20 protein-coding genes are annotated in these 19836 nt (G+C 40.3%); 2 read left to right on the top strand and 18 right to left on the bottom strand.

The window, feature by feature from the left end; translation table 11 throughout:
• Window positions 1-480 precede the first annotated feature (480 nt).
• The 9 genes from SG0102_RS09295 to SG0102_RS09335 all read right to left on the bottom strand — a co-directional run bounded on the left by SG0102_RS09295 (window position 481) and on the right by SG0102_RS09335 (window position 7050).
• Window positions 481-780 carry a hypothetical protein gene (locus SG0102_RS09295; RefSeq protein WP_125118088.1) on the bottom strand — a complete coding sequence of 100 codons (300 nt, stop codon included), beginning with the start codon at window positions 778-780 and terminating at the stop codon, window positions 481-483.
• Between the two features lies 1 nt (window position 781).
• Entirely contained in the window at window positions 782-1060 is a 279-nt protein-coding gene (locus tag SG0102_RS09300; protein ID WP_125118087.1) for a hypothetical protein, read from the bottom strand.
• Window positions 1057-1863, bottom strand: a complete 807-nt coding sequence (locus SG0102_RS09305) for an ExeA family protein (RefSeq protein WP_125119674.1) — start codon at window positions 1861-1863, stop codon at window positions 1057-1059. The genes SG0102_RS09300 and SG0102_RS09305 overlap by 4 nt, the downstream gene beginning before the upstream one ends.
• Window positions 1864-1867: 4 nt before the next feature.
• Entirely contained in the window at window positions 1868-2113 is a 246-nt protein-coding gene (locus SG0102_RS09310) for a Mu transposase C-terminal domain-containing protein (RefSeq protein ID WP_125119675.1), read from the bottom strand.
• 208 nt (window positions 2114-2321) lie between these two features.
• The gene (locus tag SG0102_RS09315) at window positions 2322-3902 is read right to left on the bottom strand and encodes an IS66 family transposase (RefSeq protein WP_125118089.1); all 1581 of its coding nucleotides are present in this window, start codon (window positions 3900-3902) and stop codon (window positions 2322-2324) included.
• A 14-nt stretch (window positions 3903-3916) separates the two neighbouring features.
• On the bottom strand, window positions 3917-4279 hold the full coding sequence (locus SG0102_RS09320) for a hypothetical protein (RefSeq protein ID WP_125118090.1): 363 nt from the start codon (window positions 4277-4279) through the stop codon (window positions 3917-3919).
• Window positions 4280-4519: 240 nt separating this feature from the next.
• Window positions 4520-5578, bottom strand: coding sequence for a DDE-type integrase/transposase/recombinase (locus tag SG0102_RS09325; protein ID WP_125119676.1), 1059 nt, complete (start codon window positions 5576-5578; stop codon window positions 4520-4522).
• A gap of 84 nt (window positions 5579-5662) precedes the next feature.
• On the bottom strand, window positions 5663-6454 hold the full coding sequence (locus SG0102_RS09330; RefSeq protein WP_125119677.1) for a hypothetical protein: 792 nt from the start codon (window positions 6452-6454) through the stop codon (window positions 5663-5665).
• Between the two features lie 203 nt (window positions 6455-6657).
• Window positions 6658-7050 (bottom strand): radical SAM mobile pair system MarR family transcriptional regulator, encoded by a 393-nt coding sequence (locus SG0102_RS09335; RefSeq protein ID WP_125119678.1) that lies wholly within the window; start codon window positions 7048-7050, stop codon window positions 6658-6660.
• Between the two features lie 421 nt (window positions 7051-7471).
• On the opposite strand from SG0102_RS09335, the gene SG0102_RS09340 reads away from it, so the two are divergent.
• Both SG0102_RS09340 and SG0102_RS09350 read left to right on the top strand, forming a co-directional pair.
• Window positions 7472-9187, top strand: coding sequence for an IS1634 family transposase (locus SG0102_RS09340; protein ID WP_125118886.1), 1716 nt, complete (start codon window positions 7472-7474; stop codon window positions 9185-9187).
• A gap of 789 nt (window positions 9188-9976) precedes the next feature.
• Window positions 9977-10321, top strand: a complete 345-nt coding sequence (locus SG0102_RS09350) for a site-specific recombinase (protein ID WP_197715034.1) — start codon at window positions 9977-9979, stop codon at window positions 10319-10321.
• Window positions 10322-10387: 66 nt separating this feature from the next.
• On the opposite strand, the gene SG0102_RS09355 is transcribed toward SG0102_RS09350, so the two are convergent.
• From SG0102_RS09355 to ligA, 9 genes are all read right to left on the bottom strand, one after another.
• Window positions 10388-11377, bottom strand: a complete 990-nt coding sequence (locus SG0102_RS09355; protein ID WP_125119679.1) for an SIR2 family NAD-dependent protein deacylase — start codon at window positions 11375-11377, stop codon at window positions 10388-10390.
• Window positions 11358-12164, bottom strand: coding sequence for a protein-ADP-ribose hydrolase (locus SG0102_RS09360; protein ID WP_179951167.1), 807 nt, complete (start codon window positions 12162-12164; stop codon window positions 11358-11360). Before SG0102_RS09360 ends, SG0102_RS09355 begins: the two co-directional genes overlap by 20 nt.
• Window positions 12165-12168: 4 nt before the next feature.
• Window positions 12169-12789 carry a 4Fe-4S binding protein gene (locus tag SG0102_RS09365; protein WP_125119680.1) on the bottom strand — a complete coding sequence of 207 codons (621 nt, stop codon included), beginning with the start codon at window positions 12787-12789 and terminating at the stop codon, window positions 12169-12171.
• Window positions 12790-12846: 57 nt separating this feature from the next.
• Complete coding sequence (locus SG0102_RS09370; protein WP_125119681.1) at window positions 12847-13287, bottom strand: Rrf2 family transcriptional regulator; 441 nt, start codon at window positions 13285-13287, stop codon at window positions 12847-12849.
• A 126-nt stretch (window positions 13288-13413) separates the two neighbouring features.
• On the bottom strand, window positions 13414-14046 hold the full coding sequence (locus SG0102_RS09375; RefSeq protein ID WP_125119682.1) for an NAD(P)-dependent oxidoreductase: 633 nt from the start codon (window positions 14044-14046) through the stop codon (window positions 13414-13416).
• Window positions 14047-14397: 351 nt separating this feature from the next.
• Entirely contained in the window at window positions 14398-15756 is a 1359-nt protein-coding gene (gene rlmD, locus SG0102_RS09380; protein ID WP_125119683.1) for a 23S rRNA (uracil(1939)-C(5))-methyltransferase RlmD, read from the bottom strand.
• 35 nt (window positions 15757-15791) lie between these two features.
• The gene (locus tag SG0102_RS09385; RefSeq protein ID WP_125119684.1) at window positions 15792-16610 is read right to left on the bottom strand and encodes a hypothetical protein; all 819 of its coding nucleotides are present in this window, start codon (window positions 16608-16610) and stop codon (window positions 15792-15794) included.
• Window positions 16611-16707: 97 nt separating this feature from the next.
• Window positions 16708-17811, bottom strand: coding sequence for a CamS family sex pheromone protein (locus SG0102_RS09390; protein WP_125119685.1), 1104 nt, complete (start codon window positions 17809-17811; stop codon window positions 16708-16710).
• A complete protein-coding gene (ligA, locus tag SG0102_RS09395) occupies window positions 17808-19793 on the bottom strand; it encodes an NAD-dependent DNA ligase LigA (protein ID WP_125119686.1) in 1986 nt (661 codons plus the stop codon). Before ligA ends, SG0102_RS09390 begins: the two co-directional genes overlap by 4 nt.
• Between the last annotated feature and the right edge of the window lie 43 nt (window positions 19794-19836).

A 19836-nucleotide genomic window follows, 5' to 3' on the forward strand; every position in this document is an offset into this window, starting at 1 on the left:
TCAAACCGAGTAATTTCTGTAGTTCGTCAAATTATCATAGGCTCTAAAATCTTTTTATTTTAGGCAAGTGATATATACAAAAAAGGCTGCTTTTTCCGGTGGCATCACTTTATTTCTAATACTTCCGCACTTTATTTTAGTACATTGTATTAATAATGAATAACTAAAGCATTTCCGTAATATGGCACTTAGCGTCCTCGTTTGACGGCATCAAATTATAAGTAATTCATGCATCATTTTATAATGATAGACAAGAGCACATTATAATCATCAGAAACGTCAAATTATAATAATCATGTTGACGCAAATTAAAAATGACGGCAACCGCAAATTATTTTATGCTTAGCCATCATTTTATTTTAAGCACTGAAGTCACATTATTTTGCGTATTCAAACGCATTTTATTATAGATATGGGCGTCACTTTATATCATTCAGCAGATGCACATTATTTCCTATGCTGGAATAGATTAAGCTTTATTTAGAACCAGCAGTCCTCATTGAACATGTTTTCTACCATTTCCTCATCAATATCATCGAGAGATGACATGATGGTGTTCTTGGCTCTTTCGGATTTATAAAGGTAGTCAACCTTTCCTTCGAGTCTTTCAATCTGGATCTGCATATCCCGAAGCACGACGCAAAGCTCATCAATATAGCATACTTCATCATGAACAGCATATGTCATACTCTTAGTATCTTTGACAAGACTGCTAATCTGATCAACACTCTGCTGAAGAGATCTCATCTTTTTATTGATTTCTTTAATTTTATTACTCATGCTATGCTTTCTCCTCTCTTGTTTTTTTAATCTCAGAAATAACAGCTTCCAGCATTCTGACATTTCTGCTTCCAAGATGTGACTTGATCGTATTATGAATTTCATAATCGTCACTGAACAGCAGATAGGAGAAATTCTGAACATAATGATCAATCAGAAAGTAGAACTGATCATTAGTCATGCCGTGCTTCTGATAAAGGCCAATCGCTGAACGAAGCTCCTCAGTAATTACTTTCCTGGTTGAAGGGTAATAAATAATCTCATCGAGTGTTTTGATCATACTAATTCAACCTCCTGCTGTGCTGCCAGAATCGTATCAGTTCCAATAGGCTTTTCCTTGCGATTTGCGCCCTCAATAAGGGACTTTTCAAGAATGTTATTCATCCGTCTTACGGATCCGTTTCCAATCTCCCAGGCAGCGTTAATAGCTTCAGGGGCAAAGATTGGCTCACGGCAGCCGCATTCCTTAAGACAGTGCTGTACATAATCTTCAGCCTCATCTTTTTGAAGGCCCTGCATATCGTAATTAATCACAATACGCTGTCTAAGCGCATCATGCACTCTTTTACCAAGAATGCCGTTAAATCCTGATTCACCAACAAAAATAAGAATCATTCTGTTCTTTGAGTCAAAGTCAAAATTGAGAAGCATTTTAATGTCATGAAGAATCGCATTATGTAAATATTGAGCTTCATCCAGAATCAATACAGGTGTTACTTTGCGGTCAACTGAAAGGCTCTCAATAGTCTCGTGAATCTGCTTAAAAAGATCACACTTGCGGTTTTTTGGCTCCAGCCCCAGCCCATAGGCAACCTGTCTAAGAAATTCAGTAGCCGTTACTGTCGTCATGGCAATATAGATAACATGGTACAGCGATCGGTTAAGCTTGTTTACATAATCCCTTACAATTGATGTTTTTCCGGAACCGGGCGGACCAGTGAAGACGCCAATTCCTTTAATTGTTTTCAGATATTTGAGCCTGTCTGTCATATTCGCAACATCCTCGGATTCAAATGGTTTAGTGTATGTTGTCTCCTTCCGAAAAGGCATTTTACTAAATCCGTAGAAAGTCTTCACATCCATAGCACTATTCACCTCCAATCTTAATGTGCTGACGACGCTTTACTTTGCGGTTGGCCTTGCGGTCAAGAACGCTGACGGGAAGCAGCGCTGCTCCTTCTGCGCTCTTAATCCATGCCTTAGATAAATCAATAGGATCAATGATAAGCGTTACTGATTCACCAATATATTCCATAGGCACTTCGTAAAAGATATTATCGTATCGGATAGTTGCATCAGTGCGCACCTTTCTTTTATACCGATGAAGGAAGATCTGATGTTACTATTCACGGTTAGATATAGTTGATATATAAAGTTGTACCTAAAAAGAGCACGGAACGGTGCCCGTGATACGGCCTTGTTTTAATTGTAGTAAAGAGGTATGTAAAATGTATACACAGCGAAATGAAGCATGATGTTAAATCTGATTTCAGGTAATGGCTATGATACCTTATTCCACCATTATAACGGTTTGTCGATTCTCAGGAGAGATCTTCCCCTGAGAATATTTCTTTTACCGTTATTGGATCACCTTCATAAAGTCGTATCATTGCATAGATCTCATTTATTCCGTTTTTCCTGCAGGTTTCTATATACGTTTTGGCATCTGCGTAATACTGAGCGTTTTGAATATTTTGGAACTGTCCTGATGATCGCATATGGCTTTTTACGACTCTAAGTCCGCGTTCTGCGCAATTATTGGTTGTCGGAAGAGTGAAATCATTTACCCAAGCAAAGTAATTATCATAATAATCACGTATACGCTTAATTAGCGTCTTCTCGGATCTTCCAAAGTATGCATCATAATCTTTTTTGTTTCTCTTTTCCGCTCGGTTGAGTATATCATTAACTTTTTTGTTAAAGTTTTCAATAAATTCATCACTAAAGCGAGTCTCTCCCTTGTTTATGGCTTCTTTGCGTTTGTGGATGGTATCGGAAATAAGATCTTTCAGTTCCATAAGCTCATCATGTTTTGTATCAATAGCGATTTTTTTGAGGTCACGCTGAAGGTGCTGATTGCATTCAAGGTTGCCAAACTTGAATTTAGCGTTATAGTTCACTTTATTGTGATCATGCATCGTTTTTTGCTCTTCAGTGAGTAGTGTTAGGACTTTGTCTTCTTCAATCCCTTCAAGATCTTTCTTCTCATGAGCCGTATAATATGAGAGTGTTTCATCTCCGTAAAAGCGCAGGCAGCCTTTCTTTGTATTAATATTGATAACAGTGTCATCCCAATATACGAGAGTTCTTTGGAGCATTAGATTCTTTAAAACTATACGGAACTCAGATAACTTTTTTGATGCAATCATAGGAAGTTTTGCAAGGTAGCCTTCTGACGGACTTATTTCTCCGTTTGTGATCCCCTCAAAAAAGGTTTTAACCTTGTTAATAGGAACATTGCAGGTATTCATTAGCGATAAGCCAACGGCCTGTACTGCCGTCCCATAGTGACAGGCTGATCTTTCATTAGGCTTCAGGCCAAGAAAAAATGTAGTCCCGCAGCTTCCGCATTTGTATTGATAGAAAACCTTTTTGAGGTTTATAGGCTTGATGCTAATAGTTTTCTCATATACAGCTTTAGTTTTGCCGGTGAAAACAAGTTCATGAGAACCACATTTCGGACACTCAGTTGCATCATCTGCCACATATTCAATTTCTTCGTCAATATCATCAGGAATACCGAGTTCACTTTTAGAATGTCCTGGCTGACCTCCAATTTTTCTGTCAGTAGGCTCTCTGGAATTGATGCTTGAGTTATATTTTGCTTTTCCTATAGGAGTAGACGCAGTAGGAATACCAACGGTAGTTGAGTCATGATTGCTTATGGCATTAAGATATTCAATCTTGTCTTTCAGTCTGTTAATTTCATCATTAAGATTTCTAATCATTTCATCTTTTTCAAGACAAAGCTGCTTTAATTTTGCGATTCTGTTATCCCTGTATTCAAGCTTCTGTTTTTTGGATTTCAGTTCTTCATTACAATCGTAAAGTCTTGTTTTAAGGTCACCAATCTTTTTGCATGCTTTATCATATTTTACTGATAGTGTTCCTAAAGAATCCATTGATTTACTCCTTGTTAATCATCATTATTAAGAATTGATTCAATTCTATTGATCTTGCTGGTAAGCTTTCTATTAGCCGCCTTAAGCTGTTTGATCTCATCATCTCTGCTTGCAATAATTTTTTGCATATCCTCAACCATCTTTTTATAGGTTCTTCTGCCGCTTGCTTTTTCTTCATTTTCAGCTGTATTTTTATCAGGATTAGGCTTTCTCCCTCGCTTTTTGCTTGAAGGAATAATTTCTCCAGTTTCCTCGTCTACAACGCCAAGGTATTTGCGTTTTGCTCTAGGCTGTTTGAGCTCAGGATTCCAAACTGAAACAGATTCATAAGCATATTTCTTGCCAGTTTTCTTGTTTGTCACATAAACAATTGCCATCTTTTCTCACCCCCTTGTTACTATATACAGTATATCATATAACTAGCTTAAAATAAATAGTAATTTACATATAATTTAAATTTATTAGAGACTATGTTTGCTGAAATTATCAAGAAAAAGAGAATACTTTTTTGGTTGTCAGGAATAAGACACTTGAATTGTTAATACATGACTATAAATCACTTTAAAAGTTATAATAAAAGGGTATCCCATATATGGATATACCCCTAAATAAAGACATTATTCAATTTTTAATCTTTCAGCACTGTGAATAGTAACGATCTGATCAATTTCATCCTCGTCCTTATAAATGAAGCGATCTGCATCCCTCAAATATCTTTCACGCGCATTAAGAAGATTTCCTTCATTATCTGTTTCAGTGGTTCCATGGGATTTTGTGTTATAATCGGTATAGATATACTCGTTGACTCTTAAATTGATATCTTCCAGACTCTTGTACTGACTCCAGTCCTCGCAGTAATAGATGGAATTCTTCAGCGTGCTAAATGATTTTTCAATTTTACCCTTGGCTGCACCGTCACGGACAGGCGCATGAATAAGCTGAATGCCAAGTCTCGCGCAAATCATCTGAAGCTGATGATTAGAATATGGTGTTCCATTATCAACAAGAAGCATGGACGGAATGCCATAGGTCTTTACGGCATTTTTAAGCACCTTCTGGAAATTAACGCCACTATCCGCGAAGAATACCTCAAAGCCAACAGGCATTCTAGAGGCATCATCGATAATCATCATCAGATAAGTCTGACGCCCGTCAATCTTACTAAGATAAGTGGTATCAGCCTGCCACATCTGATTAGCGAATTCGAACTCAAAAGCCTTTCTGTCCTTGCCGTCATGATATTCATCCTTCTTAGGGCATTTCTCATGATAGCCTTTCACAAAGCGATCAATAGTGGACTGCGATGTTAAATCATCAATCAGTTTGTTTTCAATCAGTCTTTTTCTGACAATTGTGTTAAGAATACGGGGATATTTTTCAATCTGTTCAATAATAAACCGCTGTGCATCATCACTCAGCACTCTGAAAGTACCTGCATCAGACCGCTGCCCGGGCATCAGGCCCTCAATTCCAAATCTGCGGTAAAGGGAGAGCCAGTTTTCAAAGGTTCCTTTGTGGTACGTTCGTACGGAATTAGTGACAGGGTTTCTTAAGCTCTTGCCCTCCAGCGACTTAAAATAGGCCGCATTGGAGCTGAAACTGTGAGTATTATTATAAGCCGGTGCAATATACCCAAATTTCCAGAGAGCAATCTTTTCTCTGTCTTCGTATTTCACTTTTTTTCTGCTCCTTTCTCCTTATTCTTCTTTTCATCTTCATGATACCATCGACGCCAGGGACCTTAAATGTCAATATTATTTTTACATAAGGGTGAGCAGCTTTCCAAATGTGAACTTTTTGACATGTAAATTATTTTTGTCAGCCTTTGTTCTAGCCGGGATCAGAAACGGCTTGTCCTCAGCCGCCAGCTTGCATCCCAGAAAAGCAGATAAAAACGCCCTGTATTTAGCAAGGCGTTCTAATAGCTGTCTTCTTATTTGATCAGGATCAGTCCCAGAAAGGGCATTAGCGGTTTCGTTAAAAACATCAGAAATTCTTTTCTTCATATCATGCAGCGAGGCAACAGAGCCGGACTCGGATTCAAATCTTTTAATCCAGTTATGGAGGGTTGATCTGGCAATGCACATTTCTTCAGCTGTTCTTTTCTTGTTTTCGTCATTTTTGAAATAGTAGCTGTAGAGGGCATCAAGCACAAAACGGTAAGTAAAGGATGTAAAAGGAATAAAGCCCCAAGGAATAATAGCGTGATAAGTATTACAGTTTTGGCAATACACCACAACAAGTTCAATATTTAACGGATTATCCAGTTCTTCAACCGTATTAATAACTGAACGTTCATATGTCATTTCAGTATGTTCGAGGACACCAATATGTTCGCAATATGGGCACTGCACTAAATTGATATCAATCTCCTCAACCATTTCAAAGTAGGAATCTTGAGTGATTTCATAGTCATCAATATTCATGTTTCGCATAGAATCCAGATACCAGTAAAATTCATTATCAGAGATCGCAATAAAGTTAATATCATCATTAATTTTTTTGGAAACATTCGAGTTTTTCTTGATTTCGGATACTAAGTGAATTATCATGAAATTGTAGTGAAAGAGAGAACTGATGATGTAGAGGTTGTGGGTTCTCTCTTTTCCTTTCTTAAATATGGTACATCATCACCATCATAATCTCATATACATAAAATAATTTGAATCAAAACCGCACTTTATAAAAAAATTGTTCAGGAATTCTGGTCTGACCAACCTATTATAAAGTGCGTTATTATTTAAAAACCATATTACTATAAAGTGACGCAATACATTTCTTCCTCTGAAAAACCTTTGTAGTAAATACTGCCCATCTCATCAGATACAGAATCGTACTCGCCCTTTAAGGCATGTGCTTTCTCAGTCAGAAACAGGAGTGTTTTTCTTTTGTCCGTTTCAGACTGAACACGGCTTATCAGCCCTTGATTTTCCATTCTTTCCAGCATCGTAGTAAGAGATGTTATCGCTAATCCGCATTTAGTCGAGAGTGACCTGATTGAGATACCATCCTCCTGCCACAGCACATAAAGAATACGTCCCTGGGCTCCATTAAACGCATCAATATTCTTTTCACTGAGAATCTTCTCGAAAATCCGGTCTCCAAGCTGTTTTATTTTAGTGACAAGAAATCCTCCATTCATTTCCATGCAAAATCTCCTATATAGTAGTTTATCAAAAACATACTATATAGGAGGTTTATTGTCAACAGTTTATATGTCTTAATAGGTAAATTCCGATTTGTATAACCTCTCTTAACATCTAATCCACTGTCTCGACGTGGACTGCAACGGCCACTCGGGAGTACCTGTAAAGGCGCTTTCCACGGGGTGACCAAGGTTCTCTTCGAAGGTCATATGCTCGTAAAAGTCCCGTGTTTAGGATATAGCACCATGTTTTTTAGGTTGATTTTCACTTTCCAAAAAGTTTTTTTCACTAAATGTTGGCTTTACAAGCCGATTTTTTTATTTTCTGAATAAATTTGACAAACTTTTTTCTAAAGTGTTCTATTCATGGTGCTATGGTGTTATAATAAAATTAACAAAAATCAAGGTAAAAAGAGGTGAAATTATGGCTTATTTTTTAAAGCAGACACAGAATAAGAAAGGGACATATTTGCAGATCTACAGCAGCTTCTATAACCCTGAAAAGAAGCAGACTTCTCACAAATCTTTTAAGCCCATCGGCTATGTTGATGATCTGAAAAAACAGGGTATCAGTGATCCTGTCAGCTACTACAAAGAAGAAATTAAAAAGATGAATGCGGATCGCCAAAGTGAAATAAGGGATAAAAAGTCCCAAAAGGTTTCTGATACTCTGCCTATTAAGTATTATGGCTATTTCCCAATCAGATCCATTAATAATAGACTTGGTCTCGACAGGGATTTATGCATTTTACAGCTCCCGTATAATTTTAAATTTAATGTTTTTGAGCTTTTATCTTCGCTTGTTTATGCGCGAGTAATATCTCCATGCTCTAAACATAAGACATTTTTTGATGTTCTCCCCTATTTAATTGATGAAACATCGTTTTCAAGAGATCAGATGTATGAAGGCCTACGTTTTTTGGGTATTGAATACGAGCGCATCATTGAAATTTACAACCATAAAATTCAGCTGATTTATGGCAGAAATACCGATCATACATACTTTGACTGTACTAACTTTTTCTTTGAAATAGATAAAGAGGATGATCTTCGCAGAAAAGGACCATCCAAAGAGAAGAGAACTGATCCGATTGTCGGGATGGGACTTCTTCTGGATAATAAGCAGATCCCTATCGGCATGAAAATTTATCCCGGCAACATGAGTGAAAAGCCGATTTACAGAGAGGTTATTCAGGGTCTGAAGGACCGTAATAATATTAAAGGCAAAACAATCAGAGTGGCTGACAAGGGATTAAACTGTACTGCTAATATCATGGATGCGATACTCTGCGGTGACGGCTATCTTTTTTCCAAAAGCGTCAAGACCCTTCCAGAAAAAGAGAAAACCTGGGTCCTTCTCGATAATGATTATGTGGAAGTGAAAGACAAGAATGATAATCTTCTCTATAAGACAAAATCATGTATAGATGAATTCCCTTATATGATCACTGATAATAATGGAAAGAAGACAAAGGTTATGCTATGTGAGAAGCGAGTTGTCACATATAATCCTTCATTAGCCAAAAAACAAATCGCTGAAATTGATAAGGAAGTCAACAAAGCTTTAAATGCATCGTTAAGCTCCGCGAAAAGAGCTGAATATGGCAGCAAAAGCAAATATATGGATTTTATAACGGTTGATAAGGACGGAAAAGGCACCGATGGCAACATAAAAATCAGTGTTAATATGGAAGCGGTAGAAAAAGCCAAGCGTCTAGCGGGCTACAATCTTCTTGTGACCTCAGAACTAAAAATGACTGATGAGGAAATCTATAACAATTACCATAATTTATGGAGAATTGAGGAATCATTTAGAATGATGAAGTCAGCGTTTGACGCCAGACCAGTATATCTTCAAAGAGAAGACAGTATTATTGGACACTTCCTGATTTGTTACATTGCGGTATTACTTATGAGATTACTGCAGATTGAGGAATTAGATGACCAGTTTGGCTATCAGGAGCTGATAGACTATATGCGAAGCGCAACCGCTGTTGATCTGAAGGGACAGTATATGGTCAACCTCACCAAGAAATCCGACGTAATGCTTAGACTCAAAAAGAAGATAGGCAGACCAATAGATAATTATTACTTAACGAATAAAGACATTAAAAATATTTTAAATTACAAATTCCGTTAAATAAAAAGGTGCAAATATATATGGATATAATCATATTCATACTATTTTGCATCTTTATTTTTAATAACATTTTTTCTCGTTTAGCACCATTTTTTAAAAAATCATCCTAAACCCAGGTACTATATAGGAGGTTTATTGTCAACAGTTTATATGTCTTAATAGGTAAATTCCGATTTGTATAACCTCTCTTAACATCTAATCCACTGTCTCGACGTGGACTGCAACGGCCACTCGGGAGTACCTGTAAAGGCGCTTTCCACGGGGTGACCAAGGTTCTCTTCGAAGGTCATATGCTCGTAAAAGTGTTGAAAATAAAGGATTTCTACGAGTCCTGTTTCTTCAGTAAGACCACCGTTTCGACATGCCTGGAGACGCCGGTATGAATGTCGGGGTTCCGTCTGAAATTGTCCGTTATTTTGATTCCAACTAAAATTATCGACCAGATTACAGTGATTGGATTATGAGTATGATTCGGAAGATTGAGATTGACGGAAAGCAGGTGCCATTCAAGGCATTTGCCGCCATTCCGCGTATTTATCGCATCAAGTTCCATCGAGATATCTATAAGGATCTCGATGCGCTTGGAAAAGCTGTCGGAAACGGGGATGAGGGTTCCTCCCACCTCGATATGTTCTCTCTTGAGATGTTTGAGAATATCGCCTACATCATGGCAAAGCATGCAGATCTTACCATCCCGGACAGCCCGGAGGAATGGCTTGATGAGTTTAGCACCTTCTCACCGAGCGGGACTATTTCCTTAAAGCCTTACAGCAGAACATCGCCAAGGCTGTGGTCAACGCTGACACACTCTCACCGGACGGCATTCAGGCACGGCTTGAGGAACTGCAAAAGGAGCTCATCAAGAAGGCAAACAATAAACAGGACTATGATGCCATAGCCGATGAGATTTTCCGGCTCCGCGACCAGAAGGAACAATCCGAGCTCGACAGCCACCGCCGGGAAGAAGTCATGAACCGAATCAAGGAGCTGCAGGACTTCATCGCCGGTCAGGAAACCGACATCACAAAGTTCGATGAGGCTCTGGTCAAAAAGCTCATCGAGAAAATCTCCGTCTTCGCCGACCACTTCACCGTGGAATTCAAGTCCGGCATCACAATTGATATCGAAGCATAAAACAAGGCTCCCTTACTACCGATGATGGCAGTGTGGGAGCCTGATTTTTCTTTTAAATCCCTGTTATTATTTTATTTTCGCAAACACATCACCAATATCCCCATCGATGCAAATGCTCCTGTTCGCAATTTCGCCCGGACAAAACGCCTCGCCATAATTGATACAAGCATACACTGACTTTTCATTTTCCAGTGTCATTTGCCAGAACGGATACTTCACAATGACGGGTGTATTGGCTCCCACGCCAAGCTCCAGATAAAGCACATGAAGGCTCTCATGTCTGCGCAGGAAATCCGCATATGCCGCAGACGCTCTATGCCACCCTCCATCTTCGACAAAGGAATCGTCAGCACGAAGGTTCATGGTAACATCCGATCCGTCATCCGGGCATTTCGGGATGAGGCTTGTCGGAATCCTCATGGTTATATTGCCATCTTTTGGCACCTGAAATACACCAGCTTCGTCCTTCACAAAACCCTGCGACTCCATCGCTTTCATGACCCACTCCTCATTATCATAGGTCTTTTGCAGTGACGGATTCACGCTCTGGAATAGTCCGTAGTCTCCCTGCGTATAGAAAAGACGCTTTTTATCAAATCCCGCTCTCTGGAATTGGTGATCCACATTGGTGGTAATCACAAAATAGTCCTTATCTTTTACAAGATCGTGCAGTTCTTTATAAACAGGTTTAGGAGCATCGATATAGCGATTGTAGTAGATATGCCTTGCCCACCATGCCCAGCGCGTCTCATCATCCGGGAACGGGTAGAAACCACCGGAATACATATCTCGGATACCATACTTTTTCGCAAAATCATAAAAATATGTTTCAAAACGCTCGCCACTGTATGTCAGCCCTGCGGAAGTGGAAATTCCGGCACCCGCTCCGATCACTATAGCATCTGCTGCTTCGATCTCTTTCTTTAATCTGGCGATTCGTTCCTCCTCAGAGCCTGTTTCGAATGACATATTTCTGCTGAAATACCGCACAGCACCGAGTCCCTTCTGAATGCTTTCCTGATAGCCGTTAGGCATTTCATCGTATAAGTTCTTCATAGTATTTTTTGTCCTCGTCCTTAAAAACATTAAAGATCACCCTTTCCATAGCACCCGGATGTTGTGAGAGCCAGCTGTCTACGGCGCTGACGGCAATCTGAGCTGCCCGCTTGTTCGGAAAATGAAATACGCCTGTAGAAATACAGCAGAATGCCACGCTTCTCAAATTATTAACAAGACACATATCCAAGGTATTCAGGTAACAGTCTGTCAGTTCCTTCTCCAGTTCCGGCGTCAGCTTGTATTGCACAATCGGGCCTACGATATGAATTACCTTTTTCGCAGGAAGATTATAGGCGTCCGTCAGCATTGGAACAGCAGTCGGCTGCTCATAATCTTTGCCGTATTTGATCCTCAGCTGATTCATCTGCCTGCTGCACTCTGCTCGAAGCTGGACTCCGGCAAAAGTGTGAATGCAGTTGTCAATGCAGGTGTGCATCGGGACAAAGCAGCCCAACATCTGGGAGTTGGCGGCGTTCACGATGGTGTCAACGGCCAGGCGGGTGATGTCGCCCTGCCAGATCGACATGCCATTCCGAATCATGGGAATCTCCGAAAGCGTGACAATGCCGTTTTCGCTGATACGCTCCCGTAGGTATTCGTCCTGTACGGCCAGTACCGAATCGTCCAGCTTCTTCGGCATACGAATGTTCATAAGGGAACGGAGGATTCTTAGCTTGCCCTCCGTATCCGCAGGCGTCTGTAAATCCTTATGTTGAACAGAATCAGCCTTGAACGCTTCGACCAATGTGTCAAGCCGCTGCTCCTGTGTCATTTTCTCATTCATGCTGTTACCTTCTTTCCACCGCATCTACATGACAAGCCGTCATATAGTTACCACAATGCAAACAGTGTTCCTGTTCAATCACAAACGGCATTTCGTCCTGAATGATACAGTTTTGCGGACAAACCGCTACACAGCTTCCGCAGCCGATACATTTGTCTGTGATGAAATATCCCTCTGCCTTTTTCACCACTCCTCCAAATGTAAAAGAAGCACGCTCTATCGGTTTCTTTGAAAGATCGAACCACTCACCGCTGCCCTCATAAATCTGGAACACCGTCAGAGCCTGCATAGACTCCTCTGTGGGATATATCTTGCGCATATACGGATTTTTCTCAAACAGTTCTGGAATCTTATCATATCCAAGCTCCCGAACCTTTCCACGGATAGACACAGCCACGCTGCTCATGGTATCCTCACCCTTCATTGCAGTCAGGGCAAGAAACTCTCGTTTCTTCAACCTGTCATAAAAGCCTTTGCCCTTTGCTGTGAGGAAATACAAACTCTTTTCATCACTGTCCATCATATCGATTGCTGCCGTCACCGGAAGGCCTTCGTCATCAACGGTGGCTACAATCGTTCGATGTATTTCATTTGCGATATAGTCAAGATATTCTTTTGTTTCCATGTCAAATGCCTCCTTAGAAAAGGACTCCGAAGCAGTCTGCTCCGGAGTCCCATTTTGTCAGGCTTCTTTTGCGAGAATATCCTGCATTCCCGTCCTTAAATCCGCTATCGTGTATTTTCTCATTTCATCCTCCATAGCGGTTTGGATGCCTTTCAATTTGTCATCCAAAAGGGCGTGGATATTTTTACCTACAGGACACTGTGTACTCGGATTCTCGTGGAAATGAAACAGTCCTTCATCATTTACACAGTCAACCGCCTTATAAACATCGTAAAAAGTGATTTCATCCAGTTTTTTAGCAAGCGTTATACCGCTTTTACCCTGACTGATGTCGATAATCCCCGCTTCCTTGAGATTGCCCATAACATTCCGGACAATGACAGGATTAGCGCCTACGCTGCCCGCCAGAAAATTGCTCGTCACCTTTTCGTTGTCTTTGAAATAATCGATAGCGGTAATGATATGTACAGCTATCGTAAATCTGCTTGTAATCTGCATTGCCTCTTCTCCACTCCGTTCCGGTTCACACTGAACATGCGTCCACTGGACGCATAGTGCCCTCCTGCTTGTAATATAACACTTTACAAGAAGCCTGTCAATGCAGATATTACAAGCTGTCGTAAATTATTCTCTCACTACACTGATACGCTGCTGGATGTGGTCACCCTTTTCGATCTCATCTACCATAGCGATGGCATAATCCGCATAGCTGATAATGCTCTCGCCCTTGCTGTTCAGTGTAAGCTCCTCGCCAGCAAGGATATACTTTCCGCTGCGCTCACCGTCTGCCTGAAAGTCTCCAGCAGGGCTGATGAATGTCCACTTCACGTCATTTCTCTCACGCAGCTTGGCAAGCTCCTCGCCCTGTGCCTTTGCGAGCGGGAGGAACATAGCCGGGAAGTCTGCACCATCACTGACAACAGCCGTATGCTCCGGATTTACGAAGAGGCTGCCTGCACCACCAACGATCAGAAGACGGGTGTCCGTTCCTGCAAGGATGTCGCATAGATGCTGGGAAGTCTTCACATGACCGTCCAACTTATCCTCTTCCCATGCGCCAAAGCCGTCCACCACTGCATCAAAGCCAGCCAGATCTTCCTTCGTAAGATCCATGATGTCCTTCTGCACATAATCGGAAGCTGCCGTCTTGTTCTCTGCTCCGCGACCGAATGCCTTAACCTCGAACCCTCTGTCCAATGCTTCCTTGACAACCTTCTGAGCTACGCGTCCGTTTGCTGCTACTACTGCAATCTTCATGATAAAATCCTCCTTTTGAATTCTGATTATTATCTTGTAACCTTTTTGATTACAAGCAGATTATATAGGACAGCAACGCACTTGTCAATAGTTTTATTACAAGTTTTTCAAAAAAATTTCCGGACGCTTTTTGTGCATCCGGAATTTATATTTTATCCTGACATCTATCTCACAGCCACAACTCCCCGACATCTAACTCGGCAACTCAACTATGTGACATCTATCGTGGCAACTCAACTCTCACACTTTTTGAGCCAGATTGCCCTTGGATAAGTTACCGAGAAGCGTTTTGTCTGTCCGATGCCGATTGCCCGATTGTCCGAAAACCGCAGTATTACTGGGCTTTCGCGGCTATTTTCCTTCGACTCTTGACATCAATACTACCGTCTCGACGTGATTAGTCTGGGGGAACATGTCTACTGGAGTGACCTCTTCTACCTGATAGCCATGCTGCTGTAAGATATCAATATCACGAGCCTGGGTTGAGACATTACAGCTGATATAAACGATCCGATCTGGAGATAAGGTCACTAACTGGGATAAGAATAATTCTGAACAGCCTTTTCTTGGTGGGTCAACCATCACAACATCAATATGTTTCCCTTCTTTTGCACATTTAACCATGTAATCACCGGCATCATCACAGGTGAAATAGGCATTGGTAATGCCATTGGCAAGGGCATTCTTTTTAGCATCTTCAATAGCCTGCGGGACAACTTCGACGCCATAAACTTCTTTCACCTGTGAAGCGAGGGATAAAGCGATGGTCCCAATCCCGCAGTAAGCATCAATAACGATATCTTCTTTTTGGAAATGGGCATATGCAATTGCTTTTGCATAAAGGACTTCAACCTGTCGTGGATTGATCTGATAAAATGATTTTAAAGAAATAGTGTAGGTATTACCTAATAAGGTATCATGAATAACCCCATCACCATATAAAATGATTTCCTGATCTCCTAAAATGACATTATCATGACGGGTATTAATATTTTGAATGACTGTTTTGATCTGCGGGAATTCTTCTACTAAGATGCGGACAATGTTTTTAAGATGCGGGATCTTTTTTGTGTATGTGATAAAGACAAGCATACCTTCATCAGTATGCGTGCCATAACGCGTTAATACATGTTTGATCATCCCCTGCTTTTTTTCTTTATCATAAGGAGTAATGGAATAACGTTCAAAAAGTTCTTTAACCCGCTTTGTAACGGTATTAGAGAATTCATTTTGAATCATGCAGAAATCATGATCGATGATTTCGTTCGTCCGCGCTCTATAAAAGCCGCTCACTAAGCGTCCTTTATTCATGCCAAAGGGAACCTGCACCTTATTACGATAATGATAAGGCGGCAGATCCATCAGACAGTCATTAACCGGGGCATCACAATGACCAATTTTATGCAAGGTTTCTTTCACCCGATTGGTTTTAAAAGCTTGTTGTCCTTCCTGAGACATATGCATGAGACTGCAGCCGCCGCATTGTTTATAAACGGGGCAAATTGGTTCTTCTCTCTCTGGTGAAGTTTTAATGAGACGCACAATCCGGCCGACGCAGTAATTCTTAAGCACTTTAATAATTTCAATTTCGGCTTCTTCTCCGACAATCAGATTTTTCACAAATACTGCTATTCCATCATGATGGACAATGCCTAAGGTATCATGGGTATAATCCGTGCATGTCGCTATAATATGATCTTTCTTTTTCATTTTAATCTCCTTTAAAAAAAAGCGAGTTGCCCCGCTTATTTATTTTTCATCGCATTGTTGTACGATGTTCTATTTTTAATTTTCGCATTACTGAAGTTAAAGCTGTCAGAGCCAGCCATCTTTGTCCCATAGATTGGCCATGAATCCCCTTTGGCACACGTTAAATAGAAATCACATTCAAACTGTTTCACACCATTGACTTTATTCAGTAAGACAGAGTATTTAGAACCTTTATAAGATTTCTGATTAGCATTTTTATCTAACGTTTGAACAGCACTCTTACAAATAGTCTTTGCCTGCGCTTCGGTCGTTGCATGATTGAAATCAATATCAAACTTAAATTCCTTACACTGAATAGAAATATTGATGGTATTGATTAATTTATTTTTTGCTTTCACTTCACTGATGGTTTTTGTTAAAACAGACTTATCTACATGAACTAAACCTTTACAGCGATCACCATAAACGGGGCCATCTTCTCTAGCCATATAAATCATCGATCCCGTAAAAGCGACGACAGCTGCTAAAATCATCACTAAAACAATCTGCCATTTCTTAATGCCTTTAGCTTTAGGTGCTTTCTGTTTGGGACGCGGCCGCGAAACGGTTGGTCTTTTCTGCGTGGGCTGCGCTTTAGCGCTCGTTTGTGGTCTTTTTACCGTTGACTGCGCTTTCGCACTGCCGGCGGGACGCGGTTTTCTTGGTCCTTCATCACCAAAGGAAAAATGTTCTTTTTGACTTGTCTGTTTACTATTTTGTGTTTTGGGACGTGAACTCACTGGTTTGCTGGGACTTTTTTTCGGAGTCCTATTTGTACTGGGTTCATCATCAAAGCTAAAATGCTTTCTAGCCACTGTAAATCACCTACATTCATCCCCATTTTAACAAATTCTCCCCCTTTTGTATATATTTTATTGATTGAAAAATGCACCCATTTCTGGGTGCATGAATTTATTCTTCAATAATTGTCGTTTTCGCATCTTCACCTTTATTTTTAATAATAATAGCCATTAACTCATCCTGTGAGTAAACGAGACACTTAATATTAAAATCTTCGGTGAACTTAGCATTGATACGATCGGCTAAAACTGATGTTAAATAGAGAAGTTCAGTATAAGTTTTAATATTGAGATGGGCTTCAATCTTCATCGACTGCAATGTGCCATTAATATAATGACCGGTTCCTACTAAACCTGCCGATTCGGTTGAGGCATTCTTTAAGGCATTTTTAACGGTCACGAAATCACTATACGCCGTCGCATCTAATTTTTTTGCGCGATCACTCGTGAATGTTACATTTTCATGATTAACACTCTTCATACTGCCGACATTCCCATTTGTACAGTACGCCTGATAAATATAGTTTCCGTTAATAGTAGAAACTTCATCATCATTAGCGCGATAAATACAAATATTAATTGGTAAATTACGTAAAGATTTCTTCTTTAAACGAATATACTTATACATTTTCTTAATCGCATCACGGGAATAATTTCTAATTGTTGTGGAAGACATGGTTGTATCAAACTTCTTGTTATCAGAGGTCTTCGGATTGACAATAATCGCAAAAGAAATACCAGCTAATTTATACTTTGTCCCGCTTTTAACATAATAATCCTGCTCCGTTAAGGTATCTGCCATGATCGGATCTTTGATTCCATCTAATGTGGTCCCATGTGCGACCTGCAAGGTATCAGGATATTTCATCTTATTTTTTTTGGTGCCGGACGCATCACGTTTTAATAACGCTTCATAATCATCATTGGTTAACTGAGTTCCTTCGGATAAATAGTATGAATCCGTTGAAAAATGCGATTCTGATAAAATCTGCAGACCGCTCCCGATGGTAATCAAATCATTGGTACTGCTGAATTCCAGATATAAGTTTTCACTATTAGTGCCACGACCGGTATCAATCATCTTATAGTAATCACCGCTAAATGATGAGGCATCTGTCGCATTCGCACTGGTTCGCTGACTAGATGTAGAACTTGAACAGCCGGTTAATAATAAAACCGCTGTGAGTCCTCCTAACATAGTTTTCTTTAATCTCATAGACCGCTTACCTCCCTGAATTCATCTTCCTGCATAATGCGGATTCCTAATGATACAGCTTTTTCATATTTCGAGCCAGGATCTTTCCCGACAATCACTAAACTTGTTTTCTTAGAGACACTGCTTGTCACCTTAGCGCCATGGTTCTTTAGCCATTCCTGCACCTGTTTACGCGACATCGTTTCCAAGGTTCCCGTTACGACAACAGTTAAATCGGTAAATGCTGACGCTTCAACATGCGTATCTTTCAGATATGTCATATTAAGTCCTAAGGACTTTAATTCATTGATCAATGCGATATTCTTAGGATTACTGCGATAAGCAATAATACTGTTTGCAATCGTTTCGCCAACGGTTGGAATTTTCGTTAACTGAGGAATATTCGCTTCAAATAACGCATCAATGGTTTTAAAGTTAGCGGCTAATAAATCAGCCATCTTCGCCCCAACTCCACGGATGCCTAAACCAAATAACAGCTTTTCTAAGGAATTCTTTTTAGAATTCTCAATCGCTTCCATCAGATGATCCATTGACTTACGGCCAAAGCCATCAATTTCCATAATTTCTTTTTCATGGGTATGAATGCGATAAATATCGGCGATGGTCTTAATATAGCCCAAATTAAAGAACTGTTCAATAATCTTATCACCTAAACCATCAATATTCATCGCTTCACGCGATGCAAAGTGAATCAGCTTTTCAATGATCTTAGAAGGACATTCTTCATTGACGCAGTAATAAGCCGCTTCATTGTCCTTACGTACTAACGGCTGACCGCATGTCGGACAGACTTTGATCATTTCAAAAGGACGTTCTGCGCCGGTGCGACGTTCTTTTAAAGAACGGACAACTTCTGGAATGACATCTCCGGCTTTACGAATAACCACATCATCACCGACGCGGATATCTTTGCGCTTGACGTTGTCTTCATTATGCAAAGTGGCACGCTGGACAATCGAACCCGCAACGCGGACAGGATTTAAGACCGCATTAGGGGTGATCTGACCGGTCCGGCCAATGGTAAAGATAATATCTTTTAACTTCGTAATGACTTCTTCTGCTGGGAACTTATAAGCAATCGCCCATTTTGGCACTTTAGCAGTAAAGCCTAAGCGCTTTTGCGACGCTAAATCATTTACTTTAATAACGATCCCATCAATATCATAAGGAAGCGAAGCACGATAAGTTGCGGCTTCTTCAATATATGCCCATACTTCTTTAATATTTTTGACCTTTTTAATATGCGGATTGACTTTAAAGCCTAATTCACGCATTTTATTGAGACATTCTTCATGCGTTGTGGCGCCAATCTGGCTAGGATCAGGGACATGATATAAGTACGCATCTAACCCGCGCTTGGCAGCGATGCGGGAATCAAGCTGCCGCACAGAACCCGCAGCCGCATTACGGCAGTTCGCAAATTCCGGTAACCCCTGCTCTTGGCGGGCGCTATTGAGCTTTTCTAAGGAAGCCTTAGGCATAATGATTTCACCGCGCACTTCTAATGGTCCATCAAAATCAATCGATAAAGGAATCGATTTAATGGTTTTCACGTTATGGGTAATATCTTCACCAATCGTCCCATTGCCACGTGTTGCCGCGTACTGTAAAACGCCATGATCATAAACTAAAGAGACAGATAAACCATCTAATTTTAATTCACAGACATACTCCACATTGGGAATAACGCTGGTGACACGATCATCAAAATCATAGACTTCATCTTCATTGAAGATATCGCCTAAAGACATCATCGGAATGCGATGGGTAACTTTCTTGAAGCCTTCTAAGACTTCTCCGCCAATGCGCTGACTAGGCGAATCAGGCGTGCGCCATTCCGGGTGAGCCTGTTCAATATGAATCAGTTCATCCATTAAACTGTCATATTCCTGGTCGCTGACAGTTGGCCGATCCTGCACATAATATTGATAATTATAGGTATTGAGGAGCTCTTTGAGCTCATTTAATCTTTCTTTTGTCATTGTTTTCACCTTTCGTATTATAGACACATTTGCCCATGATTAC

Source organism: Intestinibaculum porci, assembly GCF_003925875.1.
GTDB lineage: Bacteria > Bacillota_I > Bacilli_A > Erysipelotrichales > Coprobacillaceae > Intestinibaculum > Intestinibaculum porci.

Coding starts and splice junctions, on each gene's coding strand:
- SG0102_RS09295 (WP_125118088.1), bottom strand. CDS start 780: ATGAGTAATAAAATTAAAGAAATCAATAAAAAGATGAGATCTCTTCAG.
- SG0102_RS09300 (WP_125118087.1), bottom strand. CDS start 1,060: ATGATCAAAACACTCGATGAGATTATTTATTACCCTTCAACCAGGAAA.
- SG0102_RS09305 (WP_125119674.1), bottom strand. CDS start 1,863: ATGGATGTGAAGACTTTCTACGGATTTAGTAAAATGCCTTTTCGGAAG.
- SG0102_RS09315 (WP_125118089.1), bottom strand. CDS start 3,902: ATGGATTCTTTAGGAACACTATCAGTAAAATATGATAAAGCATGCAAA.
- SG0102_RS09320 (WP_125118090.1), bottom strand. CDS start 4,279: ATGGCAATTGTTTATGTGACAAACAAGAAAACTGGCAAGAAATATGCT.
- SG0102_RS09330 (WP_125119677.1), bottom strand. CDS start 6,454: ATGATAATTCACTTAGTATCCGAAATCAAGAAAAACTCGAATGTTTCC.
- SG0102_RS09335 (WP_125119678.1), bottom strand. CDS start 7,050: ATGGAAATGAATGGAGGATTTCTTGTCACTAAAATAAAACAGCTTGGA.
- SG0102_RS09340 (WP_125118886.1), top strand. CDS start 7,472: ATGGCTTATTTTTTAAAGCAGACACAGAATAAGAAAGGGACATATTTG.
- SG0102_RS09355 (WP_125119679.1), bottom strand. CDS start 11,377: ATGAAGAACTTATACGATGAAATGCCTAACGGCTATCAGGAAAGCATT.
- SG0102_RS09360 (WP_179951167.1), bottom strand. CDS start 12,164: ATGAATGAGAAAATGACACAGGAGCAGCGGCTTGACACATTGGTCGAA.
- SG0102_RS09365 (WP_125119680.1), bottom strand. CDS start 12,789: ATGGAAACAAAAGAATATCTTGACTATATCGCAAATGAAATACATCGA.
- SG0102_RS09370 (WP_125119681.1), bottom strand. CDS start 13,287: ATGCAGATTACAAGCAGATTTACGATAGCTGTACATATCATTACCGCT.
- SG0102_RS09375 (WP_125119682.1), bottom strand. CDS start 14,046: ATGAAGATTGCAGTAGTAGCAGCAAACGGACGCGTAGCTCAGAAGGTT.
- rlmD (WP_125119683.1), bottom strand. CDS start 15,756: ATGAAAAAGAAAGATCATATTATAGCGACATGCACGGATTATACCCAT.
- SG0102_RS09390 (WP_125119685.1), bottom strand. CDS start 17,811: ATGAGATTAAAGAAAACTATGTTAGGAGGACTCACAGCGGTTTTATTA.
- ligA (WP_125119686.1), bottom strand. CDS start 19,793: ATGACAAAAGAAAGATTAAATGAGCTCAAAGAGCTCCTCAATACCTAT.